Consider the following 15,295-nt stretch of genomic DNA (forward strand, 5'->3'; position numbering starts at 1 on the left):
GCGAATGCCGTAATCAGGCGCAAGGCGCGCCCGCGCGGAGCGGACGGCTTGCGGCCGGACGAGCCGGAGGAGCCTGAGCAGCCCAAGCACCCTGAGCAGCCGAACGGACGGGAGCACGCTGCCCTTGGTTCGGCTGAGGCGGCGCCGTCCGGCGAGGAGCCGCCGGCATCGGAACCGGTTGCATCCGGCGGCGGGAGCAGCCGGATGCCCGGCGGCACGGAGCCGCTCGCGGCGGAGCTGCGGCTGGCGCTCGAAGTTCAGCGCAAATGGCAGCCGCCCGTCGACCTTCGCCTCGGCCCCTGCCGGGTGACGGCTCGCAGCCGCCAGGCGGCGGAAGTCGGCGGCGATCTGTTCGACGCCGTCGTCCTCGATGACGCGGTCGTCGCCGTGCTCATCGGAGACGTGCCCGGCAAAGGGCTGCAGGCCGCCTTCATGGTGCCGGCGCTGCTGCTGCTGTTCCGCTCCGAGGTGAAGCGGGGCGGCGGTCCGGCCGAGCTGCTCGGGCGAATGAACCGCGTGCTGGCCGGCTTGAGCGCCGAGGGCCTGACGGCGGTCGGCGTCACGCTGGGCATCGGCCTGCTCGATGTCCAGGCAGGCGAGATGCGCTACGCCGGCGCCGGCCATCCCGCCCCTTATCTGGCAATGCCGGGGGCAGAACCGCGGCAGCTGGACAGCTCATCCCTGCCGCTCGGCATGAATGCGGAGGAGAACTACCGCGAGACGGTGTTCCGCTTCGCGCCGGGCGAACGGTTCGTGCTCTATACGGACGGTATCATCGAGGATGCCGGGCCGGACGGCGAAATGTACGGCTTCGATCGGCTCGAAGCGGAGCTCGCGGACTGGGCGGCCGACGTGCCGGCGGCGGACTGGATGGAGCGGCTGCTTGACAGCCAGGAGAGCCGCGAGGCGTACCGCCGCGATGACCGGACGCTGCTCGTCGTCGAGTACACCGCGGGCAAGGCAGGGCGGCGCACGGAGCTTCGCGAGCGCAGTTGGCGCGTCCCTTCGGTGCCGGGCTGCGAGCGGTCCGTCGCTGTGGAGCTGGCGGCCATGCTGCGGGAGCACTGGTCCGAATCCGGACGAACCGACGATATCGTCACCTGCGTCGCCGAGGCGGTGATGAATGCCGCCGAACACGGAAACGGATTCGACGAGACGAAGACGGTGACCATCCAGGCGCATTTCGGCCATGCGATCATGGTCTGCCGGGTACGCGACGAAGGCCCCGGATTCGATTTCGCGGCGAAACTGGCGGGCGGCCGCGCGGAGGTCGACAATGAATACGGGCGCGGATGGGGACTCCGGCTGATCGACGAGCTGACCGACTATTGGATGACAACGCGGGACCAGCACGGTTTTTGCGTGGAAATGTATTTTCTCTCGCATCATCGGCAATCGTGACACGAAGGAGGGGCCTTGATGAATTCGATGCTGGAACTGAACATCGTGCCGTTCGATGCCGGATTGTCCGTTACGCTGAAGGGCGATCTGGACCAGCAGGCGGAACAGAAGATCCGGTCGGTGCTCGACTGGGAGGATGGGCTTGGCGAAGGCCGCCGCTATCTCATCCTGAATCTGCATGAAGTGAATTTCATCAACAGCGCCGGCATGGCGCTGCTGATCCGCATCGCCCGGGCCGGCCGGAAGAAAGGCTTCCATACGTTCGTATGCGGCGCTTCGGCGCACTATCAGAAACTGTTCCGCATGGTCGGATTGACCGAATACGTCATGCTCTATCCCGACGATTACGCCGCGCTGCAGCGCATCGAGGCGCTCGAGAGCGGCGTGTGAGCGGCGCCGGGATTGTTTGACAGCCGGTGTCGGACCCGCTTAGACTGGGGATGGAATGTTGCAAGAATCGAGCGGGGTGGATCGCGTGAACGGACGGGCGGCGGAACGACAGCTCAGGGAATGGCGGCATCTTTTCAAGCTGGACCCCGACCGTGAAATTTCCGATTCGGCGCTGGACGCGGTCTGCCGGTCCGGCACGGACGCCGTCATCGTCGGAGGATCGACCGGCGTTACCTATGACAATACGACGGATCTGCTCGCCCGCATCCGGCGTTACGAAGTGCCGTGCGTGCTGGAACTGTCGTCGGCGGAAGCGGCCGTCCCCGGTTTCGACGCGTATCTGGTGCCGATCGTATTGAACGCCGGTTCGGCGGAATGGATCGCCGGCCGGCAGGCGGAAGCGATCGCCGCCTACGGCTCGATGATCCCGTGGGATACGGCCGTCGGCGAAGGGTACATCATCCTGAACGGCGGGTCGACGGCCGCGAAGCTTACCGGAGCCCGGACAGAGATCGGCGAGCGCGATGTGCTGGCCTACGCCCGCCTGGCCGACCGGCTCATGCGGCTGCCGATCGTCTATCTCGAATACAGCGGCCGGTTCGGCGACATGCGGCTCGTCGAGCGGGTGCGTGCCGATCTGCAAGGCGCGCGGCTGTTCTACGGCGGCGGCGTGACCGACGCGGAGCGGGCGCGGCTTGCGGCTGCGGCGGCGCACACGGTGGTCGTCGGCAACGCGATCTACGAGCGGCTGGACGATGCGCTGGCGACCGTGGCGGCGGTCAAGGAGACGCCCGCGCCGGCGTGACGCCCGCCTGCGCCGCCGGGTGCCCGTTCCGGCGGGCTTGATCCGGCCATCCCTGATCCGTCCGTCTGTATAAAGGAAATTTCTTCAACTATCTTGGCCCATTCGGCGAAAATGCCCCCGGCATTCGAAAATTTTTCGTCTATGACGTGTCCTCCCCCTGGTTTTTCTTCAAAATCGCCCGAATTCCCCAAATCCGGCAAAACCGAAGTCATTTCTTCGCTTATCCGACCGGCCCGCAAAGCATCATTTGTGTCTCAACCGGAAACCGTATCGTCCGCGGACCGGCCGGGAATTTCACGACCGGACAACCCGCGCCGCAGCCGCCCGCCCGCAAATTGACACGCCCGGTGCGGTCGACTAGACTGAGAACAGGCGAACATAAATGCGAACAGAAGGAGTTCTGCCATGTTTAGTCCCATCGACCTCGACCAGGCGGTCGAGCGGCTCAATCCGCGCCAGCGGGAGGCCGTGCAGACGACGGAAGGCCCGCTGCTCATCATGGCGGGCGCCGGCAGCGGCAAGACGCGCGTGCTCACGCACCGGATCGCGTATCTGATCGGCAAGAAGCGCGTCGCCCCCTGGAGCATCCTGGCGATCACATTCACGAACAAGGCGGCGCGCGAGATGCAGGAGCGCGTCGAGGCGCTGGTCGGACCCGGCGCAAGCGACATCTGGGTATCGACGTTCCACTCGATGTGCGTGCGCATTCTCCGCCGCGACATCGAGCGGCTCGGCTATACGTCGAACTTCACGATCCTCGACTCGGCGGACCAGCTCTCGGTCATCCGGGCGTGCATGAAAGATCTCAACTACGATACGAAGAAGTTCGAGCCCCGCATGATCCAGGCCAAAATCAGCGGCGCGAAGAACGAACTGCTGTCCCCCGAACGGTACGGCGACCGCGCGGGCGATTACGTCGACCGGATCGCCGCCGACGTGTACAAGCTGTACCAGAAGAGGCTCAAGAGCAACAACTCCCTCGACTTCGACGATCTCATCATGGCGACCATCGACCTGTTCAAGGCCGAACCGGACATTCTGGACTTCTACCAGAACAAATTCCGCTACATCCACGTCGACGAGTACCAGGACACGAACCGGGCGCAGTATTCTCTCTGCCGGATGCTGGCGGACAAGCATCACAACATTTGCGTCGTCGGCGACAGCGACCAGTCGATCTACCGTTGGCGCGGCGCGGACATCACGAACATCCTCAACTTCGAGCAAGATTACCCCGAAGCGGTCACAATACTGCTCGAGCAGAACTACCGGTCCACGGCGAACATCCTGAACGCGGCGAACGCCGTCATCGCCCGCAACGCCGGGCGCAAGCCGAAGAACCTGTGGACCGACCGCGGGCCCGGCGAACCGATCCGCGTCTGCCAGGCCGAATCGGAGCATGAGGAAGGCTTGTACGTCGCGAACGAAATCCGCAAGAACCGCGACGCGGGGCGGCGCTACGCCGACCACGCCATTTTGTACCGGACGAACGCGCAGTCCCGGGTCATCGAGGAAATGCTGATCAAGGCGGAAATCCCGTATCGCATCGTCGGCGGCATCCGGTTCTACGACCGGAAGGAGATCAAGGACCTGCTCGCCTACCTCCGGCTGATCTCGAACCCGCATGACGATATCAGCCTCGAGCGGATCATCAACGTGCCGAAGCGCGGCATCGGCGACACGACGATGGCGAAGCTGACGGCCGAGGCGGCGCGGCGCGGGACGTCGATTTTCGAGGTGCTCGGCGATCTCGGCGACCTGGACATCACGGGCAAGACACGCGCGGCGCTGCAGGATTTCCGGCAAATGATCGACGATCTGTCGCGGATGGTCGACTACCTGTCCGTGACGGAGCTGACGGAGCAGATGCTTGAGCGGACGGGCTACCGCGAGGAGCTCAAGCGGGAGAACACGATCGAGTCGCAGTCGCGCATCGAGAACATCGACGAGTTTCTGTCCGTTACCCAGGATTTCGAACAGCGCAATGAGGACAAGTCCCTTGTCGCGTTTCTGACCGACCTTGCGCTGATCGCGGACATCGACACGCTCGGAAGCGACGCGGACGAACGGGACGCGGACGACGCGGTCGTCCTGATGACGATGCACAGCGCGAAAGGGCTGGAGTTCCCGATCGTCTTCATCATCGGCATGGAGGAAGGCGTCTTCCCGCACAGCCGCGCGCTGATGGACGACGAAGAGCTCGAAGAGGAGCGGCGGCTCGCCTACGTCGGCATCACGCGCGCCGAAGAGCGGCTCTATCTTACCTGCGCCCGCGTGCGCACGCTGTTCGGCCGGTCGATGGCCAACATGCCGTCCCGTTTTCTGGAGGAAGTGCCGGACGAGCTGAAGCAGAACGATTCGCCCGCCCGGTCGTTCGGCTTCGGGTACAGCCGTTACGGCGACGGCGCCGCGGGCGGATCGGGCGGTTTCGGCTACCGCGGCGGCAGTTACGGCGGCCGGAGCGCATCCGCACCGTCCGGATCCTTCGGCGGCGTGAAGGCGGCCGCGGGAGCGGCCGGAGGCAGCGCCAAGCCGGCCGGCGCATCGCCAGGTGGCGCCGCCAACGAGACGTTCGCGCCCGGCGACAAGGTGAACCATGTGAAATGGGGCGTCGGCACGATCGTCGCCGTCAAAGGCGAAGGCAACGACCGCGAGCTGCAGATCGCCTTTCCGGCGCCTATCGGGGTGAAGCGGCTGCTCGCCGCCTTCGCGCCGATCACGAAAATCTAGCCATCGCAATCGTGAAAGAGGGGTGCGCCCGTGGCTGACCAGAAGAAGCTGGACCGGATGGCCCGGCTGGTGGAAGAGATCAATGTTCACAATCGGAACTATTACACGCTCGACAATCCCGTCATCAGCGACAAGGAGTACGACGCGCTCTACGACGAACTGGTCGCGCTCGAGCGGGAGACGGGCGTCGTGCTGCCGAATTCGCCCACGCAGCGGGTCGGCGGCGAAATTCTGAAAGGCTTCGAGCCGCACAGGCACCGGGCGAGGCTGTGGAGCCTGGACAAGGCGCAGACCGAAGACGACCTGCTCGCCTGGAACGCCCGCGTGCAAAAGGCGGTTGCGGACTATAACGCACGGAACCCCGACAACCCGCTGCCGCAGCCGTCCTATGTCATCGAGCTGAAATTCGACGGCCTGACGCTGAACCTGACCTACGAAGGCGGGCAGCTCGTGCAGGCGGCGACGCGCGGCAACGGCGTCGTCGGCGAGGGCATCCTGCCGCAGGTGAAGACGATTCGTACCGTGCCGCTGACGATTCCGTTCCAGGGCGTCATCGAAGTGCAGGGCGAAGGGATCATGCACCTGTCCGTTTTCGAAGCCTACAACCGGACGGCCGCGGAGCCGCTCAAGAACGCCCGCAACGCCGCGGCCGGCGCGCTGCGCAATCTCGATCCGCGCGTCACCGCCGAGCGGAAGCTGAACGCGTTCTTCTACAACGTCGGCTATGCGGAAGGCGTCTCCTTCGCGAGTCACGCGGAAATGATCCGATTCCTGAAGGACAACGGGTTCCTCGTGAACGACTATATCGCCTACTTCGACCGGATCGAGGACGTGGCGGCCGAGCTGAAGCGACTCGAAGAGCGGCGCGCGAGCTTTGACTTCCTGATCGACGGGGCGGTCGTCAAGCTCACCGACATGCGGACGCGCGAAGTGCTCGGCTACACGGACAAGTTCCCGCGCTGGGCGATCGCGTTCAAGTTCGAGGCGGAGGAAGCGACGACGGTGCTGCAGGCCGTCGACTGGCAGGTCGGCCGCACGGGCAAGCTGACGCCGATCGCCCGCGTGGAGCCGGTCGAGCTGGCCGGCGTGACGGTGCAGAACTGCACGCTGAACAACATGGGCGATATCGAGCGCAAAGGGCTCAAATTCGGGCTCGGCACACGCGTCTGGATCCGCCGCTCGAACGACGTCATTCCCGAGATTCTCGGCCGCGCCGACGAGGAGGAAGGCGGCGAGATCGTCTGCCCGACGCACTGCCCGGCCTGCGGCTCGCCGCTTGAGCAGCGGGGCGCGCATCTGTTCTGCAACAACAAGCTCGGCTGCAAGCCGCAGATCGTGGCGCGGATCACGCACTTCGCGTCGCGCGACGCGATGGACATCGAGACGTTCAGCATCGCCACGGCCGAGCAGCTCTATGACGAATGCGGCGTGCGCGATCCGGCGGATCTGTACGATCTGACGAAGGAGCAGCTCCTCGCCCTCGACCGGTTCGGCGAGCGCAAGGCGCAGAAGCTGCTGGACGCGATCGAGCAGTCGAAGGGGCGCGACCTCGCCTCCTTCCTGTTCGCGCTCGGCATCCCGAACACGGGCAAGGCGACGACGAAGATGCTGGCGGACCACTACGGCAGCCTGGACGCCGTCATGGCGGCTTCCGTGGAAGAGCTGCAGCAGCTGCCCGACGTCGGCGGGATCGTGGCGGAATCCATCGCCGGATTTTTCAACGACCCGCTCGTTCGCGAGAGCATCGAGCGGATGCGCAAAGCCGGCGTGAAGGCGGAGGCGGAGCGGCCGGCGGCCGTGCGGACCGACAGCGTCTTCAGCGGCAAAACGGTCGTGCTGACCGGGACGCTGTCGTCGATGACGCGGGACGAGGCGGCGAAGAAGCTGGAGGCGCTCGGCGCGAAAGTGTCCGGCAGCGTATCGAAGAAGACCGACTTCGTCATCGCCGGGGAAAGCGCCGGCAGCAAGCTGACGAAGGCGCGGGAGCTCGGCGTTACGGTCATCGACGACGAAGCGGAGTTTCTCCGGATGCTGGGTGAATGAAAGGTTGGGAAAGCGGATCGTTGCCGGTCCGCTTTTTCATTTGAAATAGGTGGCTGCCCTTCCACAAACCCTGCCGGTTCGGCCCGCATAACGCGCCGACAGCGGTGCAGATGCTAACGGCTGAATCCACCGAAAGGGGGTGCCGGCCGTGGCGAAGAAGAATCGCGCCAGCAAGGCGGATGTGCAGACGACGGACCTGAACCGACTGCCTGTCGAGGATACGGAATTTGCAGGCGAGTACGCGGCGGAGCGGAATCGGAAGCAGAAATCGAAGGCTGAGAAACAGTAAGGCGTTGTGACGTGGCCGGGACCGGACTGCATGCATATGGAGGGGCAGCCGCATGGCTTATCAATGTTTTCATTGCGAGAAGCCGGCCGACAGCGTCCACACGTTCACCGTATACGACGAAAACGGCGTCGAAGAACGGCTGGAAGTGCTGTGCAGCGAATGCTACGCGGAATGGCTGGAATCGCTGAAGGGCTGACATTGAAAAATCAAGCGGGCCGATTCCCGAGACGGGATCGGCCCGTTTTTTCAATCGCTCAATGCACGGTCTCATTCTCAACGATGAATTCGTCGATCAGACGGTTGCGGTACATAAGGGAGAGGTTGAGTCCGTCGTATTCTTTTTCCTTGTCCAGCTCCCGCATCAACACCGCCGCAATGGCGCCGGCGTCTTCGGCGTGCCGCCGATCTCTGAAGTCGATGAATCCGGTCAGCCGCCGCTCCCGGATATCGACCGTCGCCGTGCCGATCGTCCGGTTGCCGTCCGCCTTCGAGCGGATTTCGTAGGTGAGCGTGTCGCCGTCGTCGCGAATCAATTTGGCCGTAAAGTTGGCTTCTCCGCGCATGCCGGCCTTTTTCACGTGAGAAGACTTCGTCTCGGGCACTTCTTCATGCGCCAGCTCGACCGTCTCGAGCAGCTCGTCATCGTGGCGGTGATCGATCAGGAATTCGTCGACCGAATCCTCGTCGAAGTCCGAAACGATCAGTTCCGTGACAAGCTCGATCTCCTCTTCATCCGGCAGGCTGCGCCAGCGGACGCTGCCCGTCACCTTGCCGTCATCCGCGCGCAGATGCGCCTCGGCGATCCATCTGCGTCGCTCGTCGTAAACGTGGTAGTGCAGGCGGTTGCGTTTTTTGCCCACCAGCACCAGTTCGTATTCCGCTTCCTGCCATTCGGACTCATCCTCGTCTTCCTTCCATGTTCCGACGAGTTCCTCGTCCTCCTCGTCAGCCATCACGATAAACTGTTCGAACGGACTGTACGTGACGAACACTTCGCAGGAAGCAGCACCCACGGCGAGAACAAACGATTGGATGTAATCGTTGACATGCTTGAGCACCCGCTGCTTGTCCCGCGCGCGCAGCACATCGCGGTCGAGCTGGACGGATCCGGTCAGCCTTCCGCCTTCGCGATAGACAAGCGTCATCGTTCCGGCATAACGCCCGTCCACCAGGATGTCGTTCACTTCGCCCCCGGCCGTGCGCAGATCCGGACGCAGTTCGATCCGTTTCACGTCTGATACCTCCTTCACCGTAGCCTGATGCGGATAAACTTTCCGCAGGCGGCGCGAGAAAGGCGCCGACTTCGTCAGCATTCCCCGGCGGCGGGGCGGTTCATTCCACCGCATTGCAAGCGGCCGGTCATGTCACGGGTGCCGGAATATTCCGCTGCTTAAGTACGGGGCGCTGCGGCACACTAGCTCTGTGCAGCTGCAGCAATGGCCCGCGAGGAGGGTGAAAGCCGTGAAATTTCTGTTCAAATGGGTGCTGAACGGGATCATCGTCACGCTGATGCTGGCCTGGTATGCGGACGTGACGTATCTGACCGCCTTTATCGCCGCTTCGCTGCTTACGGTTGTCGCGTTCCTGATCGGCGACATGGTACTGTTGCCGAGCACGAACAACGCGGTGGCGACCATTTCCGATTTCCTGCTGGCCGCCGTTTATCTCGGCGTGATCCGGTATTTCTACGGCTGGAATCTGAGTTTCGGCGAGATCTTCATCATATCGGCGCTGGTCGCCTGGGCCGAGTGGCTGTATCACCGCTACATTCTCGGCCAGAAACTGGACGTTGCGGGATAAAAAATGGCGATCACGCTGAGTACAACCCACAAGGCAAGGAGGTCCGAATGGTGAGCAGGCTGAACGATTATGTCGAGAATCACGAGAATCTCGACAAGCTGAACGTCATTCTGAAGCATTACGGCGTTAGCGCCGAATTCGTCGCGCATACGCTGTCCGAAGGGTTCGAACAGGACAAGGAGCTGCCGAAAGAACTCATCGAGGACATGAAACAGTTCTGCGCCATGCTGTGACGAAGCGGCGGCCGACGAGTATCCACGGAGAAAAGATGGTGAAGGGAGGTCCGGCGCGTGAAGAGGATCACCATGAGGCTTGCATGCGCGTCCATCCTGACGGCGCTGGTGCTATCGGGATGCGCGGGAGGCGGGAATGGCTATGATGACAGGATCGGCGCCTACGGCACCGGTTACGGATCGAACGGCAACCGGCTGTTCGAACGGGACGACGAGGATCGGCCGGCGAGGCGCGGCGATGCGGGACATGCCGATCGGGGCAAGGAGATGAACAAGACGCAGACCGCCGAAAACGGCGGACGAAGCGGCATGTTCGGCACCGAAGATGAATTCAACGGCAGCCGCGACGGCGGCGGCGCAGGCTGGTTCGGCGCCGGCACGTTCAGCGGACGGATGAAGGACAGCGACAAGCTCGATGATACCCGAAGCTTCCGCATCGGCAACGGATACGACGGCATCACCTCCGACGGCGCCGGCACGTCCGACCCCAAAGGCGCGCCCGTCCGCACGGGAAACGGAGGAGGCGTCGAGCTTCAACTCGGCGGCATCCGGATTACGAGCGGGGATTCGGCTTCCGCAAGGGAAGCCGGAGACGGCAGCCGGGTGCTGCGGGTGACGAGTCCGGTGGCCCGCAAAGCGCTTGAGCGGTTGAGCCGCAGCCTGGCGTCCGGCCAGTTGTCGGCCAGAGCCGACGTCATCGCGAACGATCTCCGCATCGTGCTGAAGGATGCGCGCTGAAGGCGAACCGGCCGGCAAGGCATTCGGCCGGTTCGGTTCGTACATAATGAAATCGTGCCGGTTGGAACGCTTGACGGCGTTGAAAAATCAGGTATAATAAAGTTAAGGTCAAAGAAAGTCAAAGTCAGAATCAAGGAACGACTGTCAATCCGGCCGGCCATCGACTGGAGGGTATGACCATGCGCAACATTACCGACCTTATTGAGCAGTATTTGAAACAGATGATCCGGGAAAGCGCGGAAGGCACCGTCGAGATTCAGCGCAATGAATTGGCGGACAAGTTCTCGTGCGTGCCGTCGCAGATCAATTACGTGATCGCCACCCGGTTCACGCTGGAGCGGGGCTACCTGGTCGAGAGCAAGCGGGGCGGCGGCGGTTACATTCGCATCCGGAAGCTGGAGCTGCCGGCTTGCCAGCCGATCCACGAGCACGTTCTGCGCACGATCGGCAGCCGCATCGACCAATCCGCGGCCGAAGGGCTGATCTATCAGCTGGCGGAAGCGAAGCTGCTGAACGGACGCGAGGCGCAGCTGCTCAAAGCGGCCGTCTCCCGGGAGACGCTCGCGGTCACGCTGCCGCTGCGGGACGAGATCCGGGCGCGTCTGCTCAAGGCGATGTTGATTGCGCTGCTTGTTGAAAGTTCATCCTGATTGATAAGAAGAAGATTCCGAAAGGAGGCCGCCCCATGCTGTGTCAAGATTGCGGGAAACGCCCGGCGACGCTTCATTTCACGAAGATCGTAGGCGGCGAGAAGTCGGAATTCCATTTCTGCGAGGCATGCGCGCGCGAGCGCGGGGAGATGATACCGGGCACGGCGAACGGTTTCTCCATCCACAGCCTGCTGTCCGGCTTGCTCGACTTCGACCCGCCGGGCGGCGGGCAAATCGCGCAGCCGCTCCGGTGCGAGACATGCGGGCTGACGTACAGTCAGTTCAGCAAGATCGGGCGGTTCGGATGCAGCGACTGTTACCGTTACTTCGACGGCAAGCTGGATCCGCTGTTCAAGCGGGTGCACGGCAACACGGTCCACGTCGGCAAAGTGCCGCAGCGGACCGGCAGCCTGATCCGCTCCAGGCGGGAGATCGACCGGCTCAAGCGGGATTTGCAGGAGCGCATCGCCCGCGAAGATTTCGAGAGTGCGGCGCGCATCCGCGACCGGATCCGCGAACTTGAGCGCAGACTGGCGGACGGTTGAAGCCGGCACAAGGAAGGAGGGGACTCGGGTGGACAAACGTCGTTTCGCGCGTGAGGCGCTCAGCGAATGGATGCGGCACGGAGGACCGGATTCCGACATCGTCATCAGCAGCCGGGTACGGATCGCGCGCAACCTGAGCGGGCATCCGTTCCCGATGCTGGCGACGAACCAGCAGGCGCGGGAAGTGATGGAGAAGCTGACCGGCGCCGTCCGGGCAGGCAAGTTGGATGAAGTCGGAAAGTTTGATATTTTTATATTGAGTGATCTCAGCGAGCTGGAGAAGCAGGTGCTGGTCGAGAAACATTTGATCAGCCCGGCGCTGGCGAACGAATCGCGCTGCGGGGCGCTGATCCTGGACCGCACCGAATCGGTCAGCATCATGGTGAACGAAGAAGACCATCTTCGCATCCAATGCCTGTATCCGGGCTTCCAGATCAAGGAGGCTTGGACCAAAGCAAGCCGCATTGACGACAGGTTCGAGGAAGCGGTCGATTACGCGTTCGACGAGAAGCGGGGGTACCTGACGAGCTGTCCGACGAACGTCGGGACGGGCATTCGCGCTTCCGTAATGATGCATCTGCCCGCGCTCGTCATGACGCAGCAGATCAACCGCATCCTGCCGGCCGTGACGCAGGTCGGTCTTGCGGTCCGCGGCATATACGGCGAAGGCAGCGAGGCGCTCGGCAACCTGTTCCAGATCTCGAACCAGATTACGCTCGGCCAGTCGGAAGAAGAGATTATCGACAATCTCCACAACGTGGCCCGGCAGATTCTTGAACACGAGAAAGCGGCGCGCAAGCGTCTGCTCGCCGAATCCCGCGTAAGGCTTCAGGACCGGGTGTGCCGATCTTACGGCATTCTCTGCCACGCGGCCGTCATCGATTCGAAGGAGGCGGCGCAGCGGCTGTCCGACGTGCGGCTCGGCGTCGACCTCGGGCTCATCCCGAATGTGCCGCCCGCGGTGATGAACGAACTTCTGGTGAAAACGCAGCCCGCTTTCCTGCAGCAGACGTTTAACGAGACGATGAGTCCGGATCAGCGGGACATCCGCCGCGCGGAGATGATTCGGGAACATTTCAAGACATTCAGGCATGGAGGTGCATGAGGCATGATGTTCGGAAGATTTACCGAGCGCGCGCAGAAGGTGCTCGCGCTTGCGCAGGAAGAAGCGGTTCGTCTCGGCCACAACAACATCGGCACGGAACATATCCTGCTGGGACTCATCCGCGAGGGTGAGGGCATCGCGGCGAAGGCGCTGACGGCGCTCGGGCTCGGCCTCGAGAAGATTCAGGATGAAGTCGAATCGCTGATCGGCCGCGGCCAGGAGCAGCCGGCAAGCATCGCCTACACGCCGCGCGCGAAGAAAGTGATCGAGCTGTCGATGGACGAAGCCCGCAAGCTCGGCCACACTTACGTCGGGACGGAGCACATTCTGCTCGGCCTGATCCGGGAAGGCGAAGGCGTCGCGGCGCGCGTGCTGAACAATCTGGGCATCAGCCTGAACAAGGCGCGCCAGCAAGTGCTGCAGCTGCTCGGCAGCAGCGAAGCGGTCTCGAGCAGCCACGGAGCGCCGACGAACGTCAATACGCCGACGCTGGACGGTCTTGCCCGCGATCTGACGGCGGCGGCCCGCGACGGCAACCTCGACCCGGTCATCGGCCGGAGCAAGGAGATCGAGCGGGTCATCCAGGTGCTCAGCCGCCGGACGAAGAACAACCCGGTGCTGATCGGCGAGCCGGGCGTCGGCAAGACGGCGATCGCCGAAGGGCTGGCGCAGCGCATCGTGGCGAACGAAATTCCGGAGACGCTGCGCGACAAGCGCGTCATGACGCTGGACATGGGCTCGGTCGTCGCCGGCACGAAGTACCGCGGCGAATTCGAAGACCGTCTCAAGAAGATCATGGATGAGATCCGCCAAGCCGGCAACATCATCCTGTTCATCGACGAGCTGCACACGCTGATCGGCGCCGGCGGCGCCGAAGGCGCAATCGACGCGTCGAACATTCTGAAGCCCGCGCTGGCGCGCGGCGAGCTGCAATGCATCGGCGCGACGACACTCGACGAATACCGGAAATACATTGAGAAGGACGCAGCCCTTGAACGGCGGTTCCAGCCGATCATGGTCGAACAGCCGACGCCGGAAGAAGCGATCCAGATTCTGCACGGGCTGCGCGACCGTTATGAGGCGCATCACCGGGTGAAGATCACCGACGAGGCGATCGAAGCGGCCGTGAAATTGTCGGACCGCTACATCACCGACCGGTTCCTTCCGGACAAGGCGATCGACCTGATCGACGAAGCGGGATCGAAAGTCCGGCTCCATTCGTACACGGTGCCGCCGAATCTGAAGCAGCTTGAAGCGCGTCTCGAGGAAATCCGGAAGGAAAAGGACGCCGCGGTGCAAAGCCAGGAATTCGAGAAAGCGGCCGCGCTGCGCGACACGGAGCAGAAGATCCGCGAAGAGCTCGAGACGACGAAGAACATGTGGAAAGAGAAGCAGGGCCGCACCGATTCCGAAGTGACGCCGGAAGATATCGCGCAGGTCGTCTCCAGCTGGACCGGCATCCCGGTCAGCAAGCTGAAGGAAGAGGAAACCGAGCGGCTGCTGAAGATGGAGGAAATTCTGCACAACCGCGTCATCGGGCAGGATGAAGCGGTCAAGGCGGTCGCCCGCGCCATCCGCCGCGCACGGGCCGGTCTGAAAGATCCGAAACGGCCGATGGGCTCGTTCATCTTCCTCGGACCGACCGGCGTCGGCAAGACCGAGCTCGCCCGGGCGCTGGCCGAAGCGATGTTCGGTGACGAGAACGCGGTCATCCGCATCGACATGTCGGAGTACATGGAGAAGCATTCGACTTCCCGTCTCGTCGGCGCGCCTCCTGGTTACGTCGGGTACGAGGAGGGCGGCCAGCTCACGGAGAAAGTGCGCCGCAAGCCGTACTCGGTCGTGCTGCTCGATGAGATCGAGAAGGCGCATCCGGAAGTGTTCAACATCCTGCTGCAGGTGCTCGAGGACGGCCGTCTGACCGACTCGAAGGGCCGCGTCGTCGACTTCCGCAACACGCTGATCATCATGACGTCGAACGTCGGCGCCGATCAGATCAAGCGGAACTCGACCCTCGGCTTTACCGCGGTGCAGGATTCGGGCCGCGAATTCAACCAGATGAAGGATAAGGTGCTCGCGGAGCTGAAGAAAGCGTTCCGGCCGGAGTTCCTGAACCGGATCGACGAGACGATCGTGTTCCACTCGCTCGAGCAGGAGCACATCAACCAGATTGTCACGCTCATGTCGGATGAGCTGCGCAAACGGCTGCGCGAGCAGGAAGTCGACTTCGAGCTGACGGATGCGGCGAAGGCGTTCCTCGCGAAGGAAGGCTTCGACCCGCAGTACGGTGCGCGTCCGCTGCGCCGCGCGATCCAGAAGCATATCGAGGACCGGTTGTCCGAAGATCTCCTGCTCGGCAAGATCAAGAAAGGCGACAAGCTGACGATCGACGAGCGGAACGGCGAACTGGTCGTCATACCGGCGGGAACGATCGCACCGGAGGAAGCGCCGTCGAAGTAAATCAGTCCATGAAAACTGGCCGATCAGGAACATCCTGATCGGCCAATCTGCTGTACGCCCGGCATGGGCGTCATCTCTACGGTGAAAGTCCGGAATGGGGGCTGGC

At 63.1% G+C, this 15,295-nt stretch carries 15 protein-coding genes; 14 read left to right on the forward strand and 1 reads right to left on the reverse strand.

Annotation, left to right across the window (positions count from 1 at the left end):
* The 7 genes from KJQ12_RS16660 to KJQ12_RS16690 form a co-directional block, all read left to right on the forward strand.
* Window positions 1-1,401 (forward strand): ATP-binding SpoIIE family protein phosphatase (locus KJQ12_RS16660; protein ID WP_213486180.1); only part of this gene is annotated, 1,401 nt, incomplete at its 5' end.
* 18 nt (window positions 1,402-1,419) lie between these two features.
* Complete coding sequence (locus KJQ12_RS16665; RefSeq protein ID WP_213486182.1) at window positions 1,420-1,791, forward strand: STAS domain-containing protein; 372 nt, start codon at window positions 1,420-1,422, stop codon at window positions 1,789-1,791.
* Window positions 1,792-1,846: 55 nt separating this feature from the next.
* On the forward strand, window positions 1,847-2,596 hold the full coding sequence (pcrB, locus tag KJQ12_RS16670) for a heptaprenylglyceryl phosphate synthase (RefSeq protein ID WP_213486184.1): 750 nt from the start codon (window positions 1,847-1,849) through the stop codon (window positions 2,594-2,596).
* A 405-nt stretch (window positions 2,597-3,001) separates the two neighbouring features.
* A complete protein-coding gene (pcrA, locus tag KJQ12_RS16675) occupies window positions 3,002-5,326 on the forward strand; it encodes a DNA helicase PcrA (protein WP_213486186.1) in 2,325 nt (774 codons plus the stop codon).
* 57 nt (window positions 5,327-5,383) lie between these two features.
* On the forward strand, window positions 5,384-7,369 hold the full coding sequence (gene ligA / locus KJQ12_RS16680; protein ID WP_213486205.1) for an NAD-dependent DNA ligase LigA: 1,986 nt from the start codon (window positions 5,384-5,386) through the stop codon (window positions 7,367-7,369).
* 148 nt (window positions 7,370-7,517) lie between these two features.
* Window positions 7,518-7,658, forward strand: coding sequence for a hypothetical protein (locus KJQ12_RS16685; protein ID WP_213486187.1), 141 nt, complete (start codon window positions 7,518-7,520; stop codon window positions 7,656-7,658).
* Between the two features lie 52 nt (window positions 7,659-7,710).
* A complete protein-coding gene (locus tag KJQ12_RS16690) occupies window positions 7,711-7,854 on the forward strand; it encodes a hypothetical protein (RefSeq protein WP_213486188.1) in 144 nt (47 codons plus the stop codon).
* Window positions 7,855-7,912: 58 nt separating this feature from the next.
* Here KJQ12_RS16690 and KJQ12_RS16695 read toward each other — a convergent pair whose 3' ends face one another.
* Window positions 7,913-8,890 (reverse strand): hypothetical protein, encoded by a 978-nt coding sequence (locus KJQ12_RS16695; protein ID WP_213486189.1) that lies wholly within the window; start codon window positions 8,888-8,890, stop codon window positions 7,913-7,915.
* 229 nt (window positions 8,891-9,119) lie between these two features.
* Here KJQ12_RS16695 and KJQ12_RS16700 point away from each other — a divergent pair, with 229 nt between their 5' ends.
* From KJQ12_RS16700 to clpC, 7 genes are all read left to right on the forward strand, one after another.
* Entirely contained in the window at window positions 9,120-9,458 is a 339-nt protein-coding gene (locus KJQ12_RS16700) for a DUF2512 family protein (protein ID WP_015253233.1), read from the forward strand.
* A 50-nt stretch (window positions 9,459-9,508) separates the two neighbouring features.
* The gene (locus KJQ12_RS16705; RefSeq protein ID WP_041854050.1) at window positions 9,509-9,691 is read left to right on the forward strand and encodes a hypothetical protein; all 183 of its coding nucleotides are present in this window, start codon (window positions 9,509-9,511) and stop codon (window positions 9,689-9,691) included.
* A 57-nt stretch (window positions 9,692-9,748) separates the two neighbouring features.
* Complete coding sequence (locus KJQ12_RS16710) at window positions 9,749-10,429, forward strand: hypothetical protein (RefSeq protein ID WP_213486190.1); 681 nt, start codon at window positions 9,749-9,751, stop codon at window positions 10,427-10,429.
* Window positions 10,430-10,608: 179 nt separating this feature from the next.
* Window positions 10,609-11,079, forward strand: a complete 471-nt coding sequence (locus tag KJQ12_RS16715) for a CtsR family transcriptional regulator (protein ID WP_213486191.1) — start codon at window positions 10,609-10,611, stop codon at window positions 11,077-11,079.
* Between the two features lie 35 nt (window positions 11,080-11,114).
* Window positions 11,115-11,624 (forward strand): protein-arginine kinase activator protein McsA, encoded by a 510-nt coding sequence (gene mcsA, locus KJQ12_RS16720; protein ID WP_213486193.1) that lies wholly within the window; start codon window positions 11,115-11,117, stop codon window positions 11,622-11,624.
* Between the two features lie 28 nt (window positions 11,625-11,652).
* Window positions 11,653-12,729, forward strand: coding sequence for a protein-arginine kinase McsB (mcsB, locus tag KJQ12_RS16725; RefSeq protein ID WP_213486195.1), 1,077 nt, complete (start codon window positions 11,653-11,655; stop codon window positions 12,727-12,729).
* Between the two features lie 3 nt (window positions 12,730-12,732).
* Entirely contained in the window at window positions 12,733-15,189 is a 2,457-nt protein-coding gene (clpC, locus tag KJQ12_RS16730; protein WP_213486204.1) for an ATP-dependent protease ATP-binding subunit ClpC, read from the forward strand.
* The last annotated feature ends 106 nt before the right edge of the window (window positions 15,190-15,295 follow it).

It is taken from the genome of Thermobacillus xylanilyticus, assembly GCF_907165215.1.
Lineage (GTDB): Bacteria > Bacillota > Bacilli > Paenibacillales > Paenibacillaceae > Thermobacillus > Thermobacillus xylanilyticus.